The sequence below is a fragment of the Halorubrum sp. CGM4_25_10-8A genome, from assembly GCF_005435025.1.
Lineage (GTDB): Archaea > Halobacteriota > Halobacteria > Halobacteriales > Haloferacaceae > Halorubrum > Halorubrum ezzemoulense.
Genome location: NZ_SGTX01000023.1, coordinates 1 through 23,597 on the forward strand (window position 1 = coordinate 1; position 23,597 = coordinate 23,597).

The 23,597-nt window shown below is 55.9% G+C and carries 19 protein-coding genes; 9 read left to right on the plus strand and 10 right to left on the minus strand.

Features of this window, described 5'->3' with window-relative positions; all coding sequences use genetic code 11:
- Positions 1-268: 268 nt before the first annotated feature.
- Entirely contained in the window at positions 269-1,570 is a 1,302-nt protein-coding gene (locus EXE52_RS16230; RefSeq protein ID WP_137703870.1) for a site-specific recombinase, read from the plus strand.
- Positions 1,571-1,620: 50 nt separating this feature from the next.
- On the opposite strand, the gene EXE52_RS16235 is transcribed toward EXE52_RS16230, so the two are convergent.
- Positions 1,621-2,256 carry a hypothetical protein gene (locus EXE52_RS16235; RefSeq protein WP_137703871.1) on the minus strand — a complete coding sequence of 212 codons (636 nt, stop codon included), beginning with the start codon at positions 2,254-2,256 and terminating at the stop codon, positions 1,621-1,623.
- A gap of 180 nt (positions 2,257-2,436) precedes the next feature.
- Between EXE52_RS16235 and EXE52_RS16240 the strand changes: the two genes are divergently transcribed.
- From EXE52_RS16240 to EXE52_RS16255, 4 genes are all read left to right on the plus strand, one after another.
- Positions 2,437-2,838 (plus strand): hypothetical protein, encoded by a 402-nt coding sequence (locus EXE52_RS16240; RefSeq protein WP_137703872.1) that lies wholly within the window; start codon positions 2,437-2,439, stop codon positions 2,836-2,838.
- A complete protein-coding gene (locus EXE52_RS16245) occupies positions 2,835-4,265 on the plus strand; it encodes a hypothetical protein (RefSeq protein WP_137703873.1) in 1,431 nt (476 codons plus the stop codon). The genes EXE52_RS16240 and EXE52_RS16245 overlap by 4 nt, the downstream gene beginning before the upstream one ends.
- Before the next feature lie 103 nt (positions 4,266-4,368).
- Complete coding sequence (locus EXE52_RS16250; protein WP_137703874.1) at positions 4,369-4,767, plus strand: hypothetical protein; 399 nt, start codon at positions 4,369-4,371, stop codon at positions 4,765-4,767.
- A 211-nt stretch (positions 4,768-4,978) separates the two neighbouring features.
- Positions 4,979-6,919 (plus strand): transposase, encoded by a 1,941-nt coding sequence (locus tag EXE52_RS16255; RefSeq protein ID WP_137703875.1) that lies wholly within the window; start codon positions 4,979-4,981, stop codon positions 6,917-6,919.
- Positions 6,920-8,075: 1,156 nt separating this feature from the next.
- On the opposite strand, the gene EXE52_RS16265 is transcribed toward EXE52_RS16255, so the two are convergent.
- From EXE52_RS16265 to EXE52_RS16295, 6 genes are all read right to left on the minus strand, one after another.
- Positions 8,076-8,609 (minus strand): HNH endonuclease, encoded by a 534-nt coding sequence (locus tag EXE52_RS16265; RefSeq protein WP_199239167.1) that lies wholly within the window; start codon positions 8,607-8,609, stop codon positions 8,076-8,078.
- A gap of 203 nt (positions 8,610-8,812) precedes the next feature.
- Entirely contained in the window at positions 8,813-9,307 is a 495-nt protein-coding gene (locus EXE52_RS16270; RefSeq protein ID WP_137703876.1) for an HNH endonuclease, read from the minus strand.
- Positions 9,300-10,133, minus strand: a complete 834-nt coding sequence (locus tag EXE52_RS16275) for a ParA family protein (protein ID WP_137703877.1) — start codon at positions 10,131-10,133, stop codon at positions 9,300-9,302. Before EXE52_RS16275 ends, EXE52_RS16270 begins: the two co-directional genes overlap by 8 nt.
- Before the next feature lie 916 nt (positions 10,134-11,049).
- Positions 11,050-11,481 (minus strand): TRAM domain-containing protein, encoded by a 432-nt coding sequence (locus EXE52_RS16285; RefSeq protein WP_137703879.1) that lies wholly within the window; start codon positions 11,479-11,481, stop codon positions 11,050-11,052.
- A gap of 488 nt (positions 11,482-11,969) precedes the next feature.
- Positions 11,970-12,653, minus strand: coding sequence for a hypothetical protein (locus EXE52_RS16290; protein WP_137703880.1), 684 nt, complete (start codon positions 12,651-12,653; stop codon positions 11,970-11,972).
- Positions 12,654-12,700: 47 nt separating this feature from the next.
- Complete coding sequence (locus EXE52_RS16295) at positions 12,701-12,970, minus strand: hypothetical protein (protein ID WP_137703881.1); 270 nt, start codon at positions 12,968-12,970, stop codon at positions 12,701-12,703.
- Between the two features lie 137 nt (positions 12,971-13,107).
- On the opposite strand from EXE52_RS16295, the gene EXE52_RS16300 reads away from it, so the two are divergent.
- Positions 13,108-14,244 carry a hypothetical protein gene (locus tag EXE52_RS16300; RefSeq protein ID WP_137703882.1) on the plus strand — a complete coding sequence of 379 codons (1,137 nt, stop codon included), beginning with the start codon at positions 13,108-13,110 and terminating at the stop codon, positions 14,242-14,244.
- 230 nt (positions 14,245-14,474) lie between these two features.
- Positions 14,475-15,194 carry a MarR family transcriptional regulator gene (locus tag EXE52_RS18885; protein ID WP_241988282.1) on the plus strand — a complete coding sequence of 240 codons (720 nt, stop codon included), beginning with the start codon at positions 14,475-14,477 and terminating at the stop codon, positions 15,192-15,194.
- Positions 15,195-15,510: 316 nt separating this feature from the next.
- On the opposite strand, the gene EXE52_RS16310 is transcribed toward EXE52_RS18885, so the two are convergent.
- Positions 15,511-16,875: a restriction endonuclease gene (locus tag EXE52_RS16310; protein WP_137703883.1), complete on the minus strand. Its 1,365-nt coding sequence runs from the start codon at positions 16,873-16,875 to the stop codon at positions 15,511-15,513.
- 170 nt (positions 16,876-17,045) lie between these two features.
- A complete protein-coding gene (locus EXE52_RS16315) occupies positions 17,046-17,966 on the minus strand; it encodes a helix-turn-helix domain-containing protein (protein ID WP_137703902.1) in 921 nt (306 codons plus the stop codon).
- Positions 17,967-18,251: 285 nt separating this feature from the next.
- Here EXE52_RS16315 and EXE52_RS16320 point away from each other — a divergent pair, with 285 nt between their 5' ends.
- Both EXE52_RS16320 and EXE52_RS16325 read left to right on the plus strand, forming a co-directional pair.
- Positions 18,252-18,575, plus strand: coding sequence for a hypothetical protein (locus EXE52_RS16320; protein ID WP_137703884.1), 324 nt, complete (start codon positions 18,252-18,254; stop codon positions 18,573-18,575).
- Positions 18,576-19,309: 734 nt separating this feature from the next.
- Positions 19,310-20,599: an orc1/cdc6 family replication initiation protein gene (locus tag EXE52_RS16325; protein WP_199239169.1), complete on the plus strand. Its 1,290-nt coding sequence runs from the start codon at positions 19,310-19,312 to the stop codon at positions 20,597-20,599.
- Positions 20,600-21,204: 605 nt separating this feature from the next.
- On the opposite strand, the gene EXE52_RS16330 is transcribed toward EXE52_RS16325, so the two are convergent.
- Positions 21,205-23,355 carry a type B DNA-directed DNA polymerase gene (locus EXE52_RS16330; RefSeq protein ID WP_137703885.1) on the minus strand — a complete coding sequence of 717 codons (2,151 nt, stop codon included), beginning with the start codon at positions 23,353-23,355 and terminating at the stop codon, positions 21,205-21,207.
- Between the last annotated feature and the right edge of the window lie 242 nt (positions 23,356-23,597).

Consider the following 23,597-nt stretch of genomic DNA (forward strand, 5'->3'; position numbering starts at 1 on the left):
ATACAATATACTATTGGATCTATGCCGCTAAGAATGGCTCTCGCACCCGATACCACCGGATAAGCTCTCACAAAATCACATAGCGCCCGAATATATTACTTTGTCTTAGTCGAGTAAGACAGAGTAAACTCTTAGTGACCCCCACCCGTGGCCCCAAACGAGGCAGATTCAGAATTATGGTCACGTCTTCCCGAGACAGTCGCTCCAGCCGGATCGCCGCGTCTACAGCGGAGTCTGGACGGTACAACCCCCACACTCCGGAGGCCCAATGACGGGTCGCCGCTCCGTCGAGACGCCGATCGAGGACACGTTCACCAAATACCTCACGGACAAGGGGAAAGGCGAGGCCGGCGAGGAGGGCGCGTACCGAACCGACGCTGAGCGCATGCTGTATCGATTCCGCCGCTGGTGTCTCGGGAAGACCGCCGACTCCGCGAATGCGTCACCGCCCGAGTCGTGGGCCGGCGTCGTCGACGGCGATACCGTCCGCTTCGAAGATCTCGACACGACGGTGTTCTCGGACTACGCGCGGTACCTCTCGACCGCGGGGTACGCCGCCGGGACCGTCCTCACCTACTACGCGCACGTCGCGTCGTGGTGTGGGTGGGCGCACGCGCAGGGCTACCTTCCCCGGCACTACGCCCGGGAGTCGGACGCCGAAGACCCGCTCCCGGAAAACGACGGGCGACGTCCAGGCGACCAGCAGGCGTGGGAGCCGATCCACCGTGACCTGATCACGCAGTTCGTCGACCGACGCGTCTCCGAGGCGTTCGACGCGCTCGGCGCGATCGAGGTACCCCACGCTGAGCGAGGCGACCCTGAGAGCGAGACGTGGCAGGCCAAACAGCAAGCGCGGTTCGAGGCGTACCAGCGGTGTCGCGAACAGGCGCTCGTGTACGTCGTCGCCTACACCGGCCTGCGCGGCTCGGAGTTCCTTTCCGCGCCGAAGGAGGACCGTGAGGGCCGCAACGGGATCCGCTGGCGTGACGTGTCGTTCGCGGACAGCAGCGTGACGGTGTTCCGGAAGAGTCGCGAGTGGAAGGAGGCGTCGCTCCCCGAGCCGGTCATCGGGCCGTTGAAGCGGTACGCCGAGGTGCTGGACGTCCCCGAGTCGTGGCCGGTGTTTACGACGCTCCACCGGCCGTCGCTCGCGAACCACGTCACCGACGGGCTGGGTGACGCCGGTCTCGACGAGGACGCGATCGAGCGCATCCGGGCGGGCGCACCCGATCTGATCGTCGCCGCCGAACACGACCTCGACGCACCGAAGCCGCTCACCACCGATGGGGCGCGGTCGATCATGGAACGGCTTTGGACCCACGACGGCCTCGCCGAGCGTCGCGATGAGCTGGACCTCTCACTCGATGGCGACTACCTCGAACTCCACGGCGGCCGGCGCGGTGTGGGAGAGGTCCTCGTTCGCCAGTTCGGCTACGCCGCTGCGGCGCGGTATCTCGACAACAGCGAGGAACAGGTCCGCGAGGCCTACCAGCACATCGAGGCTGCCGAGCGCGCCGACATGGCGACCGAGGCGTTCTCAGAGACCGATCAGCGGGTCCGCGATAAATAATTACGCTTGAAAACTGGGTCCCACTTTTGACGGAATTGGTCCGAGATGAATTATGGAATACGCTCGATCCTTTTGACTAACCGGTGTAGTTTGATTGTCTGTTGTGGTGTAGGGTAGAAAATACGGCGCTGAACATCAGCTAATATTGAGGAATCGCTCACTGATGGGAGGTCTGTATACCCCGCGATAAATTCTTCTTCCCCGAGATCACGGAGAGCATGGTAATCGGCGAGGGTCTCATCAACTCGGACAGTCACAACGAAGACTGCCACTGCGATCAATCCGATTCCGCCTGTGTATGCTACGGATGCCGTAGTCGCCCCCGAAAATAGAAGAACTCCTGCTCCGGTGAGAGCAAAAAGTCCAAACACAAACCAGAGTGCGAACCCGTAGAGGAGGCCTTTGAACACTGAATTTCTCTCTTGATGGCTTTGTTCGTGACGAAGGACCACTCTTTGTGCGTGTTCAGGAAGGCCCCCCATCCAGTGTTCGTTCCAAATAACGGTCCCAAAGGGTGTGGCTTGTGCGAAAAACTGGCTTTCGCTTCGAAACGGGAATACTACAATCGATTCGTCTAACAAATCCAGTTCTTTCGGTTTAAGCGGGGTTGTTAGCTTTGTGAAACGGATGAACCATTTGGTGAGTACGATTGCTATCAGTCTCCTCCAGCCTGAATCGTGTTTCATGATAGTACATAATCATCACAGGTTAAATATCCCTATCAGATTCTGTTTGTCTAACATTAATCTCATCGTATCGGTGGCTGGTACTCTCCGGCTGTGTAGGATAATTGTATAATTAACATGTTGATATGAAGCATCTCCAAACAATGATTTATGCTCGACACGGATTTGGCGTGAACGAAAGTGATCGCGTTGCTAGAACAGATAGCAATTCTCACCGTCGGTGGTCTCGTTGGGCTCATAGCTCACGAATCGGTCCACTATGGATTCGGCCGTCTATTTGGTGGGTCTCCATTTGTCTCGAAGCGGACCTTCTACATCCCCGAACAGATCGACTTCGAAACACCACACCAAATGACTGACAGACAAGTACGTATCGCCGGTGGCGGAGTGGTTGTGTTCCCGATTCTCCTTCTTGTTGGAGTCTGGGCGGGATCGCTCCCTGCTATTGCGGTCGGGGCTGGGGGTAGCGGAATTAGTATGTACGACACGCTGGCGGGATACCATCCGAAGCAGTGGAAGCGATTTACTGCTGGAGAGTCTATCTCGCGATCCGATTTTCAAGCACAGGAGAATACTGAATGAAGCGGAGCGTTGCTCTCTCACTCCTTTGGTGTCTCATCCTGCTCGGCGGGACCGTCGCTGGGGCGGCCCCTGTTTCGGGAGCGACCCAGCAGCCGACGTCGACGACAGCTCAGGCTGACCAGTGTGCGTCGGCGTACGACCGACTCAACGGCCGAACCGATCGTTCGGGACCGACTGTCTCGATCACCGCGACAGCGCCCGCTCCCGGCGTCGTGTCGCTAAACTACTCTGTGCCGGACCGCCAATCTTCGTTCACCGTCTCGGTACCTGACCATCAGGACATCAAACACGTTGAGGGGTTTGAACAGCCCCATACAGGCTATTTCAAATACACCGGTGACGGGAGCGCCCGGATCGAGTACGCGGTCAATCGGAGTTTTCACATTCCCGATTCTGGTGACCCGGAGGTCCTCCCCGAGTCGTTTACCGCTCACAACGAATCAGTTGCGACGAGCGTCATTCCGAGACACGACAGCGCCCCATTCGAGCTGGAGTTCCCCGGGGGTGGATATGCTGGTACGACTATCATGTACGTGGGTGGGATCGACCACGTTGAAACAATCTCGAATGGACCGAATGACCATCGTGTTGTCGTCCCTTCGGCGGTTGATCCGGCGGTCGGGAATGCGTCCATCGAAGGCCTCCGACTCGGCGCGGCGGCAATTGAACCACGCCACTACTACTGCGAAAGTACGCTGTTCCTCCACCCCGCTGATGTTCGTGGCTACGCGGCTCGGGCGGACTCGGTCGCCGGCGAAAATTGGGGAGAGAACGTTCCCCAAGCTCACACGCCGCTTCACGAGTACGTCCACCTGAATCAACGATATCACGTCTCCGACGAAATGCGGTGGTTTACAGAGGGGTCAGCGACCTACCTGACCGCGCGCATTCTCTATGATAACGAGGAACTGACGCCGGCAGAGTACGACGCGCACCTCACCTACTGGACCCGGTATTACTCTGGGTCGAACCTCACTAATTCCAGTAGCTATCTTTCAGACTCCAGGGCGGCCCTCGACCGAGACGACTACCTCTCTGGCGCGCTGGTACTCGCGCGGCTCGATGCCGATCTCCGTGCGAACGGAAATGCGACGATCTACGATCTGTTCACCGCTGTCGGGAGCGGTGAGCCCTCGACCGACTACAACGTCTCCGCGTTTCACGCTGATTACGCACGACTCGGTGGGAATCGCTCCGAAGCCGAACTGCGAACACTCCTTGAACAGCCTGAGACGATTGAACCGACCTACGTGACGCCGTCCGCGAGGGTACTTCCCGATTCGATTACGCGACACCCAAGCTATACTGGCCTGACGCCTCGGGAGACAGAGATTCGAGTGCTACCGTTTGTTGCGCTGCTTCTCCTCATCGTTGTCGAAGGAGTGTTGCGGGTCCGAGACTCAATCACTGGTCGCGACGTCGATTGAGATGCTCTCCACTCGATTGTCGAGGATGTCGAGGCGGAGTCGCAGCCTGCGCGTTACTATACAATAGTAACAGACTATCTGCCACGAACTAATTGCGCCGGCCATGCGGGCCGACGGGATGGACCCTGAGGCCGAACACCCGCGGTGGCTGAAAGCCGACTTCGCGGGCCTGATCTACACGCTCAGCGAACACCACGACCGGACGCCGAAGGAGTTCTTTCGCGACGACGTGGGCGTCGTCCCAGACGATGGGTACGACTGGGACCTCGACGACCAGCCCGTCGTGGTCGCGCTCGATCGCCACGTCGACGCGCTTCGCAACCGAGGCCTCGCAGAGTCGACGATCGAGGGGACGCGTTCCCGGCTCGCTGCGTACGCCCGGCGGTTCGAGCATGGAACCGACGTGTCGCTGGTCGAGTCGCACAGCCGCGAGCAGGCCGTCGCAACGCTTCGGAAGTCGCGGGCCGGTACGTCTCCCGGGACGCGAAGCGACATCTCGTGAGCGACGTGCGCCGGCTCTACGCGTGGCTCGCGGAGACGGAGTATCACGACGACCACGTGCTGGACGGTGTCGGGCTGGACAGTGTTCTCGATTATTAAACTTGTAGCAGTAGTGAGCAGTTTAGCGCTATGTTGAGTTTTTATAATATATATGATGTTTTAGCCGCCACCAGTCGAATAGGCTAACACCCCCGGGTGAGAGACACCCGTTGATGGGTTTCCAACGTGACGACCTCTACGGTAGTGAACCCCCTCAATATCCCGACGGCGTCGATCGATTTCTTGACCCCTCTTTTTCGTATACTCCACCCTCTACCTACGATGTTGACCAGTGGGAGGATAAAAACCAGACAGTGGAACTCGGTGGTGAGACAGAGTACGACGAAGAGACCGAAAAGATGCTCTGGGCCCTCCGGCATTTCGAGCTACGAATAGCCCCTGAGTGTGACGAGATCGACGACTGGAGTTCTCTCGACCACCGGACGCAACGGATGTACCATGCCGGTATTCTGAAGGAGTTCATCGGGGGATATCGTGAACTTGAGGAAATCTTGGAGAAGGGGGGTCCGGTCGCTCGCGAGGCCGGCTTCTCCCCCGGTGATGGCACTAACTACTCGACACTTTCGGCCGCCATCAGCAAATTCGACGCCGATTTTCTGGCTGATGCCGCTGAGTACAGTCGCAACGCCGCGCTCTACGCACTGACCTCTCGAGGACGCTCATTCGACCGCGCTCCCCCATACCCGTCGAAGCCGCGTGCCTATTACCTCGAGAACGGTGAGGAATGGACGGTCGATATAGACCAAAAAATGAGGGAGGCCAGCCAAGTCGTCGCCGAGTACATGGCAATAGTTGCTCCCTCTCTCCGGTTCGGTCGCGACCGATCAGCCCCCAACTACCAGCACTCGATTGGAGACATCTACCGGTTGTTAGCGCACCTTGCCATCGAGCAGTGCGCCGCGAAGAACGGGGCAGAACTCCTCGCCTGGCAGTCTGACAAGGATACCCCCTCGGCCTCGACTCTCGCGGAGTACATCCCAACTCCCGGAGATTCAGAAGAGCTCGAAGTAGAAGGTATCGAAGACAAGTTCATTGATGCTACCTGTCGCCTACTCGAACGACAGACGCTCGCCCCGTCTGGACCGATACACTTGGCCTATGATCTTACGACGGTCGGCTGGTATGGGGAAGAGAACAAATGGGTGACGGGGTCGGTCAAAAAAGATAACACAACAGAATTTTGGCACTATGCGGTTCTATCAACCGTCTCACCCGGTCGGAACTACATTTTAGGTGTAACCCCCATCAAAGAGCGAAGCGAGAAAGCGGAGGCACTGGACCGGATGCTACGCCGGGTTCGTCAAAACGCCAACCCCGACTTCGGCAGGATCTACATGGACAGCCAGTTGTTCCAAGCTGATGTCGTTACAAAGTGCCGCGAACACGGGTTAAACTGGATGATACAGGCCCCAGAGGCGGAACTATACACCAAGATGGCTGAGAGTGCGCCCCCTGGAGAGTCAGATAAGGCGAAAGATATCTCCTTTACCGACTTCGATGCCCCGCACCGGACGTTTAACGCCATCATCTGTCCGATTCACGAGGAGGAAGTCGGTCAAGAAGAAACCACACCGAAAACAGAACTCACTCGCTATCACGATACAGCCGAGGATGGGGGTGGGGGAGATAGCACCGTCTCAAAGGGGGCAGCTCCCGACGCCGCCGTAAAAAATCGACTCGGCGTCTTCGCCGACGATATGCCCGCCCCAAAAGAGACGCCAGATGGCCTGAGTATCGATGGCGAAACCGGTAAAAGCGATACACATACTGTGTGGATAACAGATATAGACGTCGACGACCGGGACCTAGACGGGCTTGGTTACCAGTATCGCCACCGGTGGAAAATCGAGACGGCTATCCGTCAGCTCAAACATACTTTTCAGGGGCAGTGCCGCTCTGCGGACCGGTTGACCCGAACGGTCTACTTCGGAGCTGCACAACTGTTCTTCAACTTCTGGATCGCGCTTAAACACGAACTTCCCTATCACCTCGGTGATCCCGCAAGATTCCGGCTCACCGGTCTCGAAACACTACACGCGCTCCGCGAGGCCGACTTCGAAGCCGGGGAACGAGGAAACAATTTATTAATCTGATAGGTATCCAACATAGCCTCAAACTGGTCACTACTGCTACGGCATCTTCGGGGGGTGTCAATAGTCATGTGGATCCGTTTGTATCCCTCGATGAGAGTGAGGGGGGTTCGGAAGAGGGGATGACCCGCACCAGACCCCCCTCAGCACTATGCAGCAACAAAGACATACAACGTATGCGGCCGCCACCGACACGACAATCTCATGGTTGGAGTGGTGGTCGTGTGTGCGACATGAGCAGACAGTCGTATCGACTCGAACTCTCGGACAGCCACTGCTGGCTGGTAGCCTGAACACGCGGCCAATTCCCAGTGGGGTCGTCGTAGACAAGCGCTCACCGGGGGGTGAGACAAATGTCTGATAGCTCATTTCGGCAGGCTGTCCGCGATGCGTGGGGTACTGAGTGTCTCATCTGTGGGCGGTCACCCGAAGACTGGGTTGAGAGTGACAATCGACGGCTAGTAAACTCGCTACACCACATCAACGGTGACGATACCGACGACCGCGTCGCCAACGTGATCCCGCTGTGTCAGCGCTGTCATATCCACGTCCACAAGACGGACGCAGCTCCATACAGGCAGTGGCATCGGCAACTGCCGATCGAACACCGGAATGCGTGGAATGCGCATCATAAAGTGTACTACGAGGGGCCACGGATCAACAGCGCACAGGCCGAGTGGTTCTACGGCGATAATGAGGGCACACCACAGAGCGCACGATCCCACGATAAAAAGTCGGAATCGTCCGATGAGTCTCACGAAACGACTGATTTCGACACTGACTCGACGTCGGAGACCACAGGCGATGATGACCCATAGACTACATAGCTAGTCGTCGACGAGACGCTCGGTAACTCCGAGTGAAGCATGTGCTCCAGATTGCTTTGACTTCCGACCCCAGCTTAGGACCACAACTCCCAGTTGAAACAAAGGGCCTAAACTGCGATGACGACCTGATCGCTCGTTAGGCGACCTACATGGGTTACAACTTTTTGCTTACCACCACCTGCCGCACGCGACAGGTGGCTTCACCACGCTACCGGGGCATGCTTATCCCCAAGTTATCCCTACCCATATAAGAAGGCCAGCGCTTTTGTAAAAATGGTCTTAACAGAGATTAGAAGCGCTACACCGCAAGAGATCGGCCCTGAGAGTCGGAGTTATGACGCAGAGTTGTTGTTTTCATCGCAGTCACTGTTATCCTCATCAGCTGAGCCGGGTTCATCCCGATCATCGCCGGTGTGATCGTCGGGAAGCAAGTCGACATCAGGTGCCTCGAACGCATCAGGATCGAAGTCCTCGCGTTCATGTTTGAGATATTTCACGCTCTCTGGGACACCCCCATCGTCGCCGAACTGGTTCACGGCTTCTTCACGAGTCAGGCGTGACCCCTCGTAGTATTCGTGGTGGTACTCGTTCCACGCATGACGATGCTCGATCGGGAGCTGTCGATGCCATATCCGGTAGGGTGGCTCGTCCACCTTGTGGATGTGGACGTGACAGCTCTGACACAGCGGGATCACGTTCTCGACACGCTGATCCGTATTGTCACCGTTGACGTGATGAAGCGACAGTTTGTCTTGGTTACGTGCTCCGTAGTTGGTTTCAAGCCATTCATCTGGGGTTCGACCGCAGACCACGCATTGCCGGCCCCAGCGGTCGAAGATTGCCTGTACAAGGTGTGTTGGGCGCATTGGATTGATGTGGATCGCCGCTCGCGTGGCTGGTCGTCTATACTCTGAAACCAGCAGCGTGTATCTACACGAAAACGCGAGCGGCAGGTTGGTTAAAAATCGAGACGGCTCGTGAGAGTTCACTCCCGTGTGGTGCTTCGCTTTTGACTGCTCACCTCACCCAAATCGGGAGATAAAAATGAACGAGAGCGTACCCTCCACACCTAATCGCTAAGACCGAGCTCTTCCTCGAGGGACGTCTCGTTTATCGCCGCCCGGACTAGCGCTGGGTAAAACCGCTCATTTTTCGGCAGCTGCTCGCCATGCTCGCGCTGCCATTCAACGTTGACCTCCGAGTACCGGATGTCGAGGTCGTCGACGACGTCGTCAGGGAGGTAGATCGTCCGCCCATTCCAATCTTCGCGCAGCACGAATCCCTCATCGCCCGGTACGAGCGTGTCAGTCGTTTCTGGCGTTTCGATCGTTTCTCCCGTTTCAGTCGTTGCCGTCGCTTCAGTCGTTTCAGTCATATCAGCAGACTGCGTAACGTTCCCCTCAGTTGTCTCGATCGTTTCAGTCGTTTCAGCCGTTTCTGTTGTGTCGGTCGTTTCGGCCGTTTCAGTCGCCTCAGTCGTCGCACCGAAACGGTCAGCGATACCACCCATCTTCTCGCCGGTCTTGCCCAGTTCCTCGCTGGCGTCGTCGTTGTCGTCACTCATTTGCTTCCCTCACGAGTTCTGTCTCGACGAGTATCGCTACGTCGGCGAGTACTTCGGCCATGTCGCTGTCGAGCTCATCGGCCGCAAAGATGGAGCGCTCCTGAGCGGCGATCGCCCGCTGAAGATCGACTCGCTTGTATACGTCGAACACTGGAATCTCGAGTCCATCCTCAAACTCAGAATGTAACTGCTCGAGCATGGCGTCAGCCTGTTTGTTGTGCTCGATGCGGTTCGCGATGATACCGAGAATCCGTACCGTCCCGAAGTACTCTCGAACGCTGTCGATCTGCTTCTGTAGTCGATCAAGGCCCTGGACAGAGAGTGCCTCAGCATAGGCGGGAATCAACACTCCATCGCTGGCAACCAGCGCGTTGTCCGTGAGCACGTTGATGTTCGGCATGTTGTCTATGAGAACGACATCATACCCTGTTGCAAGCTTGTCGAGAACCATCTTCAGCCGTTCTCGAGCGCGGGGTTCGCCATTGAGTTCACCGCCGGTGCGGTCGACCATCCGCTCGTTTGCGGGGAGAAGATCAAACTCCTCACCGGTGATGATGATGTCGTCGACGCCGTCTGCGCGGCTGGGATCGAGCAGCAGTTCGTGGAGTGATACCCCCCGGTCAAGGTCGCTGTACGCCTCGTCGTAGCCAAGGATCGACGTGAGGGCTCCCTCAGGGGCAAGGTCGACCACGAGAACGTCAAGCCCGCGGTCGGCGAGTGCGCCAGCCACATGGATTGTGAGCGTCGTTTTACCAACCCCTCCTTTCTGGTTGAGCATTGCGACGATCGCTGGTGGCGTTTCGATCGTTTCAGCCGTTTCAGTCATCTAGTGAAACGAGAGAAACGCGATCGTTATAATACTATGTCAGACAATAGCTACAGCGGAGTAGTGGACGCCAACGGCCCGGAGCTCATCTCGCAACCGGGGAATCGGACGATCCCGAGGTTGTTCGAGAGCGGCTCAGACGATTAGTCGAACGGCAGGGGAGATCATCGACGTGCTTAATGAGCGGCCTGCTCGCTAAACTGTTTAACCAACAGATCATCGAGGTTTCCTCTCTTGTATTGGTTAAGATTCCTGCGTTCCGATGAAGGGCAGAGGCGCAGAAAGCCAATACAGCGGTGAGGACAGCTATGCGCCGACACATTGCCACTGCTGACCACAGCTGCGTGATGGCCACTCACGACTCACTATCAAGTACCAGTCCCAAAGAAGTACTTCCACTCCGCTCACCCGACGTATAAGCCACAGAATCTCTAATGCTGAGTTGAGGGAGCACAGCTGGCTCGGTGACACCGACCGAACCAGCTCCCAAATAGTGTCACACGCTCCCTCTCCCCTGAAAGGAGCTGCCGATCTCGTAAGAATGACCCCTAATAATCCAGAGACGGTCCGTGGCACCTGCTCGTTCTGCGGCGAGACAGTTACCGGCCGGCACGCGATCATCGAGTATGAAACAGCTAGCGGTGAGCCAGGCGTGTGGGCCGAATGCCCCGACTGTGGCGAGATCGTCGATCCCATCAATGGTCAGTAGACGGTTCATCAGGCAGATAATCGGACTCGAGCCACTATCGACAACGCACCACGAATGTCGTCACTGTGGATACAGCGTCGAGAAGGACGCCGATGAATGTCCACAGTGTAGCTCTCACGAAATTGCGGCCTATGATCTTGAGTAATCGCAGAGGCGGTCAGAATCTCAACAATGCCAGCCCTACAGACGATCGGTGATATATCGACGTTACAGCGCCCGTGAGTCGTGTGCGACGATGCTAGCAAACGCGACGTTCTCTTGGACTTGGTCAATCTCGACCGTCGGCTCATCACCAGGTTGTCCCCCGGGGACGATCACAACGTAGCCGCGTTCAACCTTCGCGATGCCGTCTCCCTGATCACCAGTCGTCTCGATCATCACCTCGCGGACTTCACCTTCATCCACAGGTGGACCTGCTGAAGTCGATGCTGCTTTCTGGGGAGTCGATTGCTGTCGATCTTGCTCGTTCGTACTGTCTGTCGAGGAGTCCGATGTAAGGATAGCAATGCGATACGTTTCGTCGGCAGCGAGCGCGTCATGCTCAATTTCACTCGCCGGGATGTCCACAACATAGGACCCATCACGCTCTTCGATTTGAGCACTGAACAGAGAGCGGAGCGAATCAGAAATTTCAGTCATCGGGCATCAGCAGTATAGGCTGCGTACAATAAGTAAATCCCGTGTTACACTCTATATGAATTACCCAAGGTGTCATAGATCTCTTACCACAGTGTTTATTTCACGCTTTCTCAACCGGAGCAACCGTGAGAACTTGCGTGCGAATTGGCCATAAGATATTCATGATACTATCAGTTGAGAAAGCACTATCGCCCTCTCTCTGTCAGCAATCATCGCCTACAGCTTTTTGACGTCTGCTGTCATCGGCCTCTCTCTTAGCCTTTTAACCGATCGAATCTCCGTGAAGATGGCATTGCTCATAGCAGTTTGTACTACGGCTGGTACAGTAGTCGGGAGAATACTGTGAGAAGCGTATACTGAATGGCCTATGCAACACCTGTATTGACCGGTCCTGAGTGGGTGTGAGAAATCTTCTATAACACCCCCATTATCGGCTAATTACAGAGCGCAAGTCGGTTCCGGTTCAAATGGGGTTGAGACTGTGAGCGTTAGTCCGGACCGATTCCCCTAACGAACTGAAGATCACCTGTCCGTGGGAGGTAGGCAACGTCGACCTGTGTGTCCAGCGAGTCCAACCGCTCCCGGAGCTGGCGGACGTCCTTCTGGAAGGTTCGGTTCCCATAGCCATCGCGGGGCCACCAGTCTAAGAACACAAAGTAGCGCCGCCCCACCTCACCTGGGTAGCTAGCCAGCGCCTGAATATCACGTTCGCCTCCACTACGGAACTGCCCACTCATGTTCATTGAGTGTTTGATTTCACAAAGCACCGACAGTGGCGTGGCCACGTCGACGAAGTTTCCGACGCCCTCCTTTTTGCCCTGCATCATGACCACCTGGCCAGCCGGGAAAACTGCCATGTCAAAGTCGCTTTTTGCGCCGCGCCAGATGCCCTCGTCGTAGAAAGTTACCTCGGACCGTACCCGCCGAATCTCATGGTTATCCTCATCGAGGCGGTTAAACATCTCTCGATTTCGCCACTCCTCCATGCTGCTGTGGTCCTGGCGGTAGTCAACTGGGACAGTCAGCTGGGAAAGACTAGCGAGAAGTTGCCGATACAACTCTGGGGCAATGGGATGCTCGTTACCGTAGTGGAACGGGTATTGCTGGAAATCCTCGTGGAGGGCATGGAGACAGGCCTCAAACTGCTCGATGTCCTCTGAAACAGATGTCATAGCGGAAGATTGCCTACGAACTAGTTACATCTTGGCCCCATCAGTGGTCATTGGGTGGGATACTGTTCAAGCCCGCTGTACACCCCAAGTAGAGTTTCAATCAAAATACTCGCAAGAGACCCTCCACCGTTGAGGCCTGCCCAGCTGATGTCGTGTTCGTCCTGAAGATCGTTGCGGACGGACCGTTCGGCCTCTTCGAGCGGGACCTTCTTCTCGGTGTACTCCTCGAGGTCACGCTCGACTGCCTCCTGCTTGAGGTCGACGTGCCCGTCGAACTGTTCGACGATGTCGGCTGCGGTGGTTGCTACTTCAGACATAGGCTGTTTCGATCGGCTTCTCGGGGGCAGAACTGCTTCACTACGAGGCTACTCTCCTGCTCCCTCACCCCACTCGGGGATCAAAAATATCTCTCTTCTGTCGACAAGGTGAAATTGCCTGACGCAAGTGCTGGAGTATGGCTCGACTCTACCACTACCAAGGCGAACCCCAACAGCACTTCTTGCTTGGGTCGGTTAATGGCTCGAACACGACGATCCAATGCGAGCCTCTCGCTGACCGGATATTCCAGGAAATGGATCAGGTGCCCGGTATCCGGGGTACTCGACGAGGGCCTCAACTCCCTGGAGAGCTTGTTCACGGAATGTGGGAGACGGGGTTGCTATTCACGGGAGACGGGGAACACGAAAACAGCCAGAGCGGGGAGCTAACCGAAGGTGGTGAGTCTCCACAATTGGCGGCTGGGGATCGTGACGCTTTGCGCGAACTTCTCTCAGAGTATTCTGGCCCCCTGCGAGGCAAATTGGAAGATCTCGCTGATACGCTTGGCATCTCTGCCGAAAGCAACGGGCCAAGCCATGCGGGTGGGGACTCTTCTGGCCCGTCAAAGCGAGCACAGCCGGCTTCGGCAGGAACTCCATCAGTTGACGATGATACTCTCCAAAATCGGCTGAGAGAAGCAGGAGTCGCAGACACACTCTCCGTGTCTGGCCTCAAAGACTGGTATGCGAAGAAGTCCACAGGACCCTCTCTGAGTACCATCGTTAGCTCATCAGAATTGCTGCGTGCGGTGTCGTTCCTTCTCTCGCAAGATGATGTTTCCGTCGTGTCGATAGCCGATGCGGCCGATCCTGATGAAGTCACAGAAGTCACTGGACTGTTTTCGAAGTCTGGGACGTTTAACACCGAGGCAGAGATCTCCCTTTCGCGATTCCACACAAGCGACGGGTTTCTGCCTGATGAACAGAACAAGACCGGCTCGTGGGAAAACGAGTTTTTGACTGCATGGTGGTACATAAATTCGACCCTCCATCTGGACTCAGAGGAGACGGCACAGTCTATTTCGTGTGAGACGACAGTGGATCTCACCTCGTCTGGAGTGAGCTCAGTTCACACAGATGCCTGGAAGGCGACAGGACATTTCAGAGAAGAATATGCTATCCGCCGCCATCAAATTGAACTGACCGAACAGGTTCTTGAGCGCCATATCGAGAGTTCTGGACCGTTTTGTCTGCCTGAGATGACTGATTTCAGCCAGTACCCCTCCACGGTGGATTTTTACGAGGAATCCAGTGTTGGGCGGATGTTCGACTAGAGTACTGAGGGAGGGATCGGTTGCCGTCTCCTCTGTGAGCGAATTCAAGCAACCGCAGCTTGTTGGCTTCCGGCTCCGAGTTTGTCTGGGATCGTGTCATGGCGGTATCGGAGGCAAAGCGCTCAAAGTGCCGCTGTCTGGACCGCTTTTTCCAAGGCCGACCAGCACCATCCTACCCAGGCTCATCGGCGGCGAGCGTTCGCTGGTCGTCCGCGAGATCGTATGCTCGGGTGAAGTTCTTCTACATCGAGGTCCTCACCAGAGATGTCGAGGTCTTCGAGAACGGTATAATCGGCATCTGCTGGAAGGCGATAGGTGTTTGCTTCCACCCGAACACTCGGTCGTTCTGGCGCGCCGAGAACGGGATTCTATTGGCCCACCTCACTCCATCGGGTGCCAAGCCTGCGGCGGGGATGTATTCGTCACAGAATAGGTGTCTAAAACACAGCCCTGCGAAACCCGTAATATCAGGTAGTGACACGGGTGATGTAATGCCAGTCCCCGTCGACGAACTCACAGACGACGAGCCATTCCCAGTTAACGCAGAATCACCTGAGTACGAGGTCCTCAGTTTTCTTGTGGCCCACCACGAGTACGGGTTCACACCACAGGAAATCGCAGCCCGAACAGGCCTCAACGAAACAACCGCATCGAACACAATGGCTCAACTTGTCGAGGATGAGCTCGTCGAACAGGTAGAGAATGTCTATTACATTGATCCACGGCGCGTTGATGAGCTAACGAATCGGCTGAGATCGCTTGACTCGGCCGTCGAGCTCTTCGAAGTGACACCCGACGACGACAGCTATGCTCAGGAGGACTGGGAACAGGAGGTTCCGAGTATCAATCCAGATGAGCAAACAGAGACATCGGTTGAGAGAGACTATAAAGCTGTAAAAGCGCGAGCAGAAGCACTTGTTGAAGAGGTCGAAAACAGCGATCCAGATTAGTGGCGGTTCAAAATGGTACTGCAGACACTGAGTCCACAGCTAAAGAAATGTAATAGGTGGCGAATCAGTACACTGCTACTATAATTGTATATCCAGTATTGTAATTTTAGCGTTTCATTACAACTAGATAACTTGGACCCCTATTATTTGTGTACGAGGCAACCATCAGCTTGTGGCCGACACGTATTGAGGGTATACCCCAGGTATCGACAGAGCACGACACGGTCGATCAGGAAGTTAACCAACCGAACGATGACAACGACGACGCCCTAGTCAAAGAAATGGTTCCTGAGTAGGCGTGAGGTCACGATCGATTCTAAATGATGCCGCCGATGACGAGTAGTCCAACGACGAGCAGCAGCGTCGCTACCACACACCCCCCGGCGAGTAGCTTGTTTTCCATCGCCTTCTCATGGAGCGGCATAGCGGCGTACTCCTCGCGAAACGCCTCCAGATTCTCCTCGTCGTAGAAGTACTTCGTCTTCAGTGCGAACCGTTCAGTAACCGCACAGCCCGTACAGACCGGCTCCTGCTCGAGTCGTTCGGTCTTGATGTGGCTGTCGCAGGCGATCGCCCCGCAGTTCGAACAGTACGTGTACGTCTCGTCGACGTCGTTCGTCTCGCAGTGGACGCACCGGTGGATGCCGTCTTCGGTGGTGACCCGAGAGGGGCCCGCTGCGAAGTACTCGTAGGGGTAGGTGTACTCGCCCAAATTGGTCGTGTGCCGAACTTCGGGGAGGTAGACTGGCTCGATCGACTGAACGGAGATGTCCGAGACGTTCGGCTCACACGTCTTATTGTAGGTGACGTTGTTGTCGCCGGTGTAGGTCACCGTCGTCGTGTGGTGCTGCTGGAGTCGGTCGACAGCCCACTCCTTGTACTCGGTTTGGGTCTGTCCGAACCGTCGCGCTTCGGTCTCGTCGAACACCGCACCGAAGCGGTCGGTGTCCAACTCAACCGTCGCGTGGAGATTCTCCGTGACCAACGTCGCGACGTCGTCGGCAGCGATCTGCGGCTGCCCACGTTCGGCGTGGACGACGAACTGCGTCCGCTCGTTAATCCGGTGGATAACGCCGACCGACGTTTCGAAGACCGCGTTTGTGTCGGCGGTGACAGCCACAACCGGCCGAAAGGTCGCGTCTGATCGGGGCGTCGGAAGATCGACTGCCTCGATATTTTCGATGTCGCGGAACGCCTCCGCGACAGGAGCGTCGACGTCGGCCGCAGGGTCGTACGGCCGAAGCGTTTCATCACAGAGGATTTCGATCCGGCCGTTGTAGAGATCAAGGCCGATCTCGTCGGCTATCTCTCGTAGATCCTCGCCGTCGATCAGCTCGATGGGATGTGGGTCGTCGTTCTGCTGGAGGCGGGTCGCGTACTCTTGGGCAGGGTTGGTGAATCGACCGGTGGTGGCAACCATCCCTCGCTTCGGCCCGTCGAACTCAAACGTCGCAATCGCCGAGTGGAGCTTCTGGACGACGGGTCGCCCGACGGTGTCCGTGTGCTTACACTCGACGACGATCGCGCGGCGCTGTCCGTCGACGACCTCTTCCATGATGACGTCGCGGCCCTCGTCAGCCGTCTTCTCAGCTTGGCGGACGTTTTCGTAGCCGAGGTTTCGGAAGACGTCCTCCATCACGTCCTCGAACTCGAACCCCGAGAGCTCGTCCAGTACAGCCATCCGGATATACTGGAGAGTACGTAGCAACTGCCAAATACATTTGCCGAAGAAATTCTCGTCTTGTTTTTACACAGACTATCTCCGACAAGCCCGAGAAGATGATCAAGTACGCGAATGCTCCCCACCCAGACGGCGCGTGACTTCTGAATCGGCTCGCTTACAGCTCCCGCTTAGGTTTCGATTTCGTACTCAGTCGCCAGCTTCTGGAACTCGTCCCACTCGGGGAGGCAATCGTCTCTAACATCGCCGTGGGTCTCGAGGTAGCGGAGCAAGGCGTTGAGTTCGTCTTCAAGATCATACTTCGCAGCTTGTGTTCGGAGGTCGTCCTCGTCGACGTCGACGTGACTGAGCAAGAGGAGACAGTACGAACGGTAACGGCTGCCGTCGTCTACCAACAGCGTGTGACAGCAGAGCTCCGCTGGAGAGAGGGCGTCGGGTTCCTCGGAGTAGACGTAATAGCGGTGGTCGGTGAGCAGAAATTGGAGGTCGAACGAGGCGAATCGAGCGAGGCCGGTTTCGTGGAATCCGTTTGCGTCGATCTCCGTCTCGGCTTGGGCGAGGAACTCATCGTAGTCTTCCCAGAGAATTGTGCCCTTCGAGGCGACGGCTTCCAGGCGTTGGCGATGGAGATGGTGTGTGAGTTGACGGGCGAACTCGTGAAGGCGGTCGAAGTCGGCGTTGAAGTCATACCGGCCGTCGTCCGTTCCGACGAGGCCACGATCGCGAAACCGCTTGAGGACACGGTTGACGGTATTGCGGTAGTTGTCACTCTGCTCGGCGATCTCGGCGACAGTTCGCGGCTCGTCGAGGTAGTATAGCACCTGGAGTGCCTTGCCGGTTAGCAGTTCGGGGAAATCGATATGGGAGTACTGGCGGACGAGGTCCTGATAGAGTTCGACGGCACGAGAATCAGACGGGACGACTCGTTTTCGCCGGCCGTCGCGTTCCGTGTAGACGAGTCTCTTCTCGACGAGGTCGCCGACGCCACGAGAGAGGTAGCTCTCACTGTGGTTGAGCTTCGTCGCGAGCTCGGAGATTGTGTCGCCGCGGTCGATCGTGGCGAGGACTTCCAGTTCGATACGCCGGAGCACAGTGTAACTCATTACGAAACTTGTTTATAAATAAACTTCAGGTAGTGTGACATCCAGCAAAGAAGGGTCGTCTCTATCGTCTCGCTCTTATGTAGAACTGCGGAAAGACGATTTGACATTTTGAATATCTGCTGCCGTCCGGCGGTCTGAGTCTCAGTTAACGTACTCAATTCACTACAGGGAACAGCTAAATGACCTCTTTCCGCGTTTCTACATAAGAGCGTATCGTCTTAACCAACAAAACTATTGCTTCATGGGTCGTGTTGGTTAACACGAGAGTAGCCGATGTCCTACGAACCCCCGACCCCACCGGCGAACCTTCCGACAGAGATCGTCAACACGCTCAACGAGTCGGACTCGGAGCTGCTCCGATACGTTGCGACGTACGCTGAAGCGCTCGCCGAGCACAAGGAACGAGAGGACCATCTCGAGGAGTCGGCAGATCAAGAAGAGGTCGAAGAGCGACCAGACGATCTTCCGGATGAGGTCCCTGCCAAAGCGACGATCACGATCAAGGAGATCAACGACAATCGCTACTACTACTGGCAATGGAGAGAAGGAGACAAAGTCACGTCCAAGTATAAAGGGCCAGTCAATCCGGACGAGTGAGAGGCTGCTACGTCAAATCCGGTGATAGGTTTTCACCACACACCCCTTGTACAAAGTGTAAATATGCCGCATTCAGACGATAGGGCGCTACTAAGCTGGTTTTGTATATTGGAGATTACCTACAACCTGTGAGTGACACCGACTCACTACAGGACCCTATCCAAGAGATGTATGGAGTAACAGGCCGATCAAGAACGCCCCATTTGCGAAATGGAATTTGACTGTCGAACATCGATAGAGACGGAAATGAACCGATTTACACATCGATGGTGGGGGGATAGTCGACCCCCGTGTTTACACATCGATGACGGGGGGTGTCAGACGCATGCCTTACACTTCGATGACGGGGAGGCGAAAATTAGCTCCGGTTACAGATTCAGAATTTCACATGAGGAGCGACGATTCTACATTACACATCGATGACGGGGAGCCTCTCACCAGATGTACTTCGGTGCCGGTGATATCTTAGGGGTCGTGAAACTGCTGAATTCGAGCATTAAATCGGATATAGCGGGAGAATAAACATCGACGTGGGTTAATATTTTAATGCTCCGGCGTACAGCACACATATGGCCGGTAGTGAGCAAGAAGGGGCGGATCAATCCACCCTCGATGAAGGATCTAGTTCCGCATCGGATGGACAACAGATAGAATCCGCCCATGAGGATGCTGCCGGAAACTCAAACCAAAATCAAGGATCTACCGAGGAGAGCGCTCAACGATCAATCCGTGACATGCTTGATGATGAGGGCGAAGCATCGGTCTTCGTCAACCGCGACCTCGTTGAGCCAGACACGATTATCGATGAAGAGCGGATCGTTGGCCGTGACGATCAGCTCGAGTCCGTCGTCTCGTTTCTGAAGCCAACTCTTCAAGGAAATCGGCCGCCGAATATGCTACTTTACGGTCCCGCAGGAACAGGGAAGTCACTCATCATTGGGGCCGTCACGCAACAGATTATCGAACTCTGCCAATCCAAAGGAGAACGTTTCGGTGTTGTCGATATCAACTGCCAGCCAATCAACACTCTCGATCAGGGTGTCTACGAGCTTGTCCAAACTGTCGCCCAAGACGTTGGTACAGATGTTGGAGTTCCAGAGACCGGCGTATCCACGAAGCGCAAGTACCGACGTCTGTACGAACTTATCAACGAGTACTACGATTCGGTCATCTTCATTCTCGACGAGATCGACCTCCTCGTCGGCCGGCGCGAAAACGATGAACCCGCATATTCGAAGCTTCTCTATCAGCTATCGCGGGCAAGTAACACGAACGAAATCGAAGGCCGCGTGTCCGTCGCAGCACTAACAAATGACCCAAAATTTATGGAAGATATCGATGGGCGTGCCGAGAGTTCATTCAATCCACGTGACGTCTACTTCCCAGACTACGACGCGAATCAGCTGCGCGAAATTCTCCAGAATCGGCGTGATGCGTTCCGTCAAGATGCTCTCAAAGACGACGTGATTCCGCTCGTGTCAGCATTTGCTGCACAAAGCCATGGTGACGCACGAAAGGCGATCGATCTGTTCCGCGGCGCTGGTGACCTCGCAGACGAACGGGGAGACGAACTAGTCACAGAGGCTCATGTCCGAGAATCTCAGGAAGAGATTGACAAAGATCGGTCACTGAAACTCGTAGAGGGACTCACGACACAAAAGAAGATTTCACTCTACGCAACTGCGGCAGTTGCGCATCACTCAAATCGAACGGGGAGCTCCGTCCCAAGTCCAGTTGGATTCAAAGTCTACCAGTGGGTCACAAACGAACTCGATGCAGACCAGATGACTCGTGAGACGTACGTTAAATATGTTAAAGAACTTTCAACATACGGGTTGATTTCAACTTCCCGGAAGAGCCGTGGACGGGGCGGTGGGATGTATATGGAGTTCACATTTACTGGTGATCCTGAATCGATGATGACCCGAATCGTCGATGATACTCGCCTGGAAGGAATAGCCCAGCAGGAAGAATTCCTCAGTTCAGTCGTGAATGCTCAGCTGAAAGAATTTCACAACGAGTAGGAATCCCGTCGAGCTTCTGGTGTAGGCCACACCCCCCGTGTTCGATGTGTAAAGTCAAGATAGTAGCGGGACAGAAGTCAAGAAAATTCTGAACTGTCGTCGGTGAGTAGAGAACACGAAGCAGCCGCTTCCACACCGGACCTTCTAGCACACTAGATGTGATCAAGACATGGAATCTCGTGAACCCCCACCCCCCGTCATCGATGTGTAAACAGTAGAGGGTGGAAGGGAGAACTCACGCAGGAGAAACACGAAAGTCTGGTCTAACCCCATGACACGGTCGATACCAAGAGAGATCCCGCGGAAAGACAAAAGACATGGTAGAGTGTAGTCAGTCGAGGCTCTGCCTCTCCTTACTCTTACTCATGGAGTCATTACGGGTCCTGTTGTAGTCTATTACATAAAAAACTTCGTCAGACATTAAGCATAATTCACGAGAATATAAAATCGACTGCTGAAACGCTCTTCCCTTTGTTTGTGACCTCATCGACGGTTTTTCGCTATTCGCCGCTTGTTGCCCCTTCCTTCATCTAATGGTTTTACACATCGATAACGGGGGGAGGGAGTGTAACCGTAGTTCTCTATCGAAACCATTCGCTACTCGGTCAATAAAAATCGGTTAGCTCCGGCTCACGTACTCCTGCGAGTTCTCGACGGATCCTTGAGCGATCCCAGCCAAGCGGTGACAGCACACTCTCGACAGCTCTGACGAGTTGCGTCTCATAGTACGACGGATCGTACGACTCGACCTCCTCGTGAGCTAATGCGACCCGTTCTCGTGATGTCTTCTCGTCGTCAACGACCACGTATTCGATGTCTTGTCCGGGATGGACGGCGAGATCCTGATCGCGAGCCCGCTTCAGCGCCGCCACGTTCTGGGTGTTCTGCGTATACCCTTCGAGTGGCTTAGAGACACGATTCCGTTCGACGAGTTGTTCAACCGGCACCGTTCCAGCGTGAAGGCGCTTGATGGCGTCTTGGAGACAGTCGAGTACGGCGTCCGGCGATCGAGTCGCGTCGAATCGCTCGAGACAATCCTGCTGAACATCCTCGATAAACGACGGAGTCGACCGCTGACGAGCCTCGATACCGCGTAACTTGAACTCGTCATTACCAGCCACCTTGCCGAAATACTTCGTGAGTGCGCCGGCGTCGCTCTCGCGTTGGGGCACGAACGCGACCCAGTCGTAGTGGGCTTCGTGTTCGAGCCGAATCTCGATCTCCTCCGTAATCTCTGTCGCAAGCGCCTCGAGGTCCTCACGGGCAACATCGTCGACGTCGGGATCAGGCGTCACCCAGATGGAGTCGACGATGCCGTGAACGACCCGCCAGCCGCCGGCCTCCAAGCGTTGCTTCGCCGTCAGCAGAATCTCGCGAGCGAACGCGTTGATTGCTTCGTGGCACTCGATCCGCCCAAACTTCGCGTTACTGAACCCCTGATACCCGAAGCAGGCGACGAGGATCCACTTCAGTGCACCCGACCGTCCCTCGAGTTCCGCCAGTCGGTCCTCGTCAGGATCGTCCCGCTGCTGTTCGCGACGGATGGCCGCCTTGATCTCGTCGCGAGCGTCGATGATGGGTTGGAGGACGTCGACGAGATAACCACGTTCGTCGCAGATCGAGTACCCGAGACCGGGGACATCCTCGCGGTCGCTGTGGCAGTCACATCTGATGACGTCGGGTGAGACGTTCCGGGTACAGATGATGTTCGGATACAGACTCGAGAAGTCGAGTTCGTGGACATCCTCATGGACCCCAACCTCGGGCGCGAAGATGAAGCCGCCACGATCGGCGTCATGGAGCGTCCCCATTGGCTTGTAGAACTCGTGCCGCCAGGAGTTCCACGGGACAAGCACGTCGCGATCGTGGGCTTCACCGATTTGAATCGCGGTCAACACGTTGCCGATCGATGCCCATGCCAGCTCTTGGACGGGTTTCTTCGAGCGCGAGACGAGATCGAGAACGCCGTCGAGATTCGTCTCCCCGTAGAAGAACGTGTTACTCTCGTCGATGATTACCCGGCCGGGCACGTTGTACCGCGCCGGAGAGTGGCCAACACGACCGTAACTCGCATACGTCGACCGGCTCGCGAGCTGCTGGTAGTCGACGTCGGGCCACCGGCTCAACGTAAACTCGTCGACGCCGGCGGCCGCAGCCATCTCGTACAACGTCGGGATGATCTCGCTTGTCGAGCAGACCAGGATATCCGGGTTCTGATCTTCGAGTGCTGCTTGGACTGCTGTCAGGATCTCCGTTGGCGAGCCGGTGACGGTGTCGCCAGCGATGGACAGCTCGGTGTAGGTGTCAGTTCCCGTTTCGGTCACTGGGACGCTGAGTCGGAGTGTCGACAGCTCGCTCGCCGGTGTCGGATCGACGTCTTCCTCAAGGCAGTACCGAAACTCTCGCGAGAAGTCGACGTTGAAACAGGCGAGATCTCCAACCGGATACGCGTCCACCTGCCGTGCCTGCTGTGCGAGCGGGCTGACGCGGTCGATGTGGGTGACGTCGACGGCGAGGACTGGTTCCTCGTTGCGACGGAATCCAGGATGCTGCGTCACTATCTCGGTTCCAGCGATGTGGGGATGGTGGTCGTAGAGCGACCGAAGTGCTGTGAAATCGATGTCGGCATCCGGATCGCGAGCACCGACGTAGAACCGTGGAGTATAGTCGTCGCGTTCGGTCGCAACGGCACCGTCGGCGGTGGCGTCCCACTCGAGGACGCGCCCGTCGTCTAGGAAGTCGATAGTGAACGGCATTTGCGTAAGTCACCTACTGCCTCTACACCGAAATCTCGCATAATCGCCGGCGTGTCTATTCCGGATTTCGGGAAACGAGGATCGTCTCGATAGAAGTAGCGTGTTCTCGTGGATTCACTCCTCTATTTCACTTTCCGGAATCATTTCCGAGTTTGTATCCGGATCTCCGTATCTGTGTTAACCAACAAACTGCCTGTACTACTGATATTCGTTGGTTAAATAGACCTATTTGAATTCTCGTT

Excerpts from the sequence above, each read along its gene's own strand:
- EXE52_RS16230 (WP_137703870.1), top strand. The coding sequence starts at position 269 with ATGACGGGTCGCCGCTCCGTCGAGACGCCGATCGAGGACACGTTCACC.
- EXE52_RS16235 (WP_137703871.1), bottom strand. The coding sequence starts at position 2,256 with ATGAAACACGATTCAGGCTGGAGGAGACTGATAGCAATCGTACTCACC.
- EXE52_RS16245 (WP_137703873.1), top strand. The coding sequence starts at position 2,835 with ATGAAGCGGAGCGTTGCTCTCTCACTCCTTTGGTGTCTCATCCTGCTC.
- EXE52_RS16250 (WP_137703874.1), top strand. The coding sequence starts at position 4,369 with ATGCGGGCCGACGGGATGGACCCTGAGGCCGAACACCCGCGGTGGCTG.
- EXE52_RS16255 (WP_137703875.1), top strand. The coding sequence starts at position 4,979 with ATGGGTTTCCAACGTGACGACCTCTACGGTAGTGAACCCCCTCAATAT.
- EXE52_RS16265 (WP_199239167.1), bottom strand. The coding sequence starts at position 8,609 with ATGCGCCCAACACACCTTGTACAGGCAATCTTCGACCGCTGGGGCCGG.
- EXE52_RS16270 (WP_137703876.1), bottom strand. The coding sequence starts at position 9,307 with ATGAGTGACGACAACGACGACGCCAGCGAGGAACTGGGCAAGACCGGC.
- EXE52_RS16275 (WP_137703877.1), bottom strand. The coding sequence starts at position 10,133 with ATGACTGAAACGGCTGAAACGATCGAAACGCCACCAGCGATCGTCGCA.
- EXE52_RS16285 (WP_137703879.1), bottom strand. The coding sequence starts at position 11,481 with ATGACTGAAATTTCTGATTCGCTCCGCTCTCTGTTCAGTGCTCAAATC.
- EXE52_RS16290 (WP_137703880.1), bottom strand. The coding sequence starts at position 12,653 with ATGACATCTGTTTCAGAGGACATCGAGCAGTTTGAGGCCTGTCTCCAT.
- EXE52_RS16295 (WP_137703881.1), bottom strand. The coding sequence starts at position 12,970 with ATGTCTGAAGTAGCAACCACCGCAGCCGACATCGTCGAACAGTTCGAC.
- EXE52_RS16300 (WP_137703882.1), top strand. The coding sequence starts at position 13,108 with ATGGCTCGACTCTACCACTACCAAGGCGAACCCCAACAGCACTTCTTG.
- EXE52_RS16310 (WP_137703883.1), bottom strand. The coding sequence starts at position 16,875 with ATGGCTGTACTGGACGAGCTCTCGGGGTTCGAGTTCGAGGACGTGATG.
- EXE52_RS16320 (WP_137703884.1), top strand. The coding sequence starts at position 18,252 with ATGTCCTACGAACCCCCGACCCCACCGGCGAACCTTCCGACAGAGATC.
- EXE52_RS16325 (WP_199239169.1), top strand. The coding sequence starts at position 19,310 with ATGCTTGATGATGAGGGCGAAGCATCGGTCTTCGTCAACCGCGACCTC.
- EXE52_RS16330 (WP_137703885.1), bottom strand. The coding sequence starts at position 23,355 with ATGCCGTTCACTATCGACTTCCTAGACGACGGGCGCGTCCTCGAGTGG.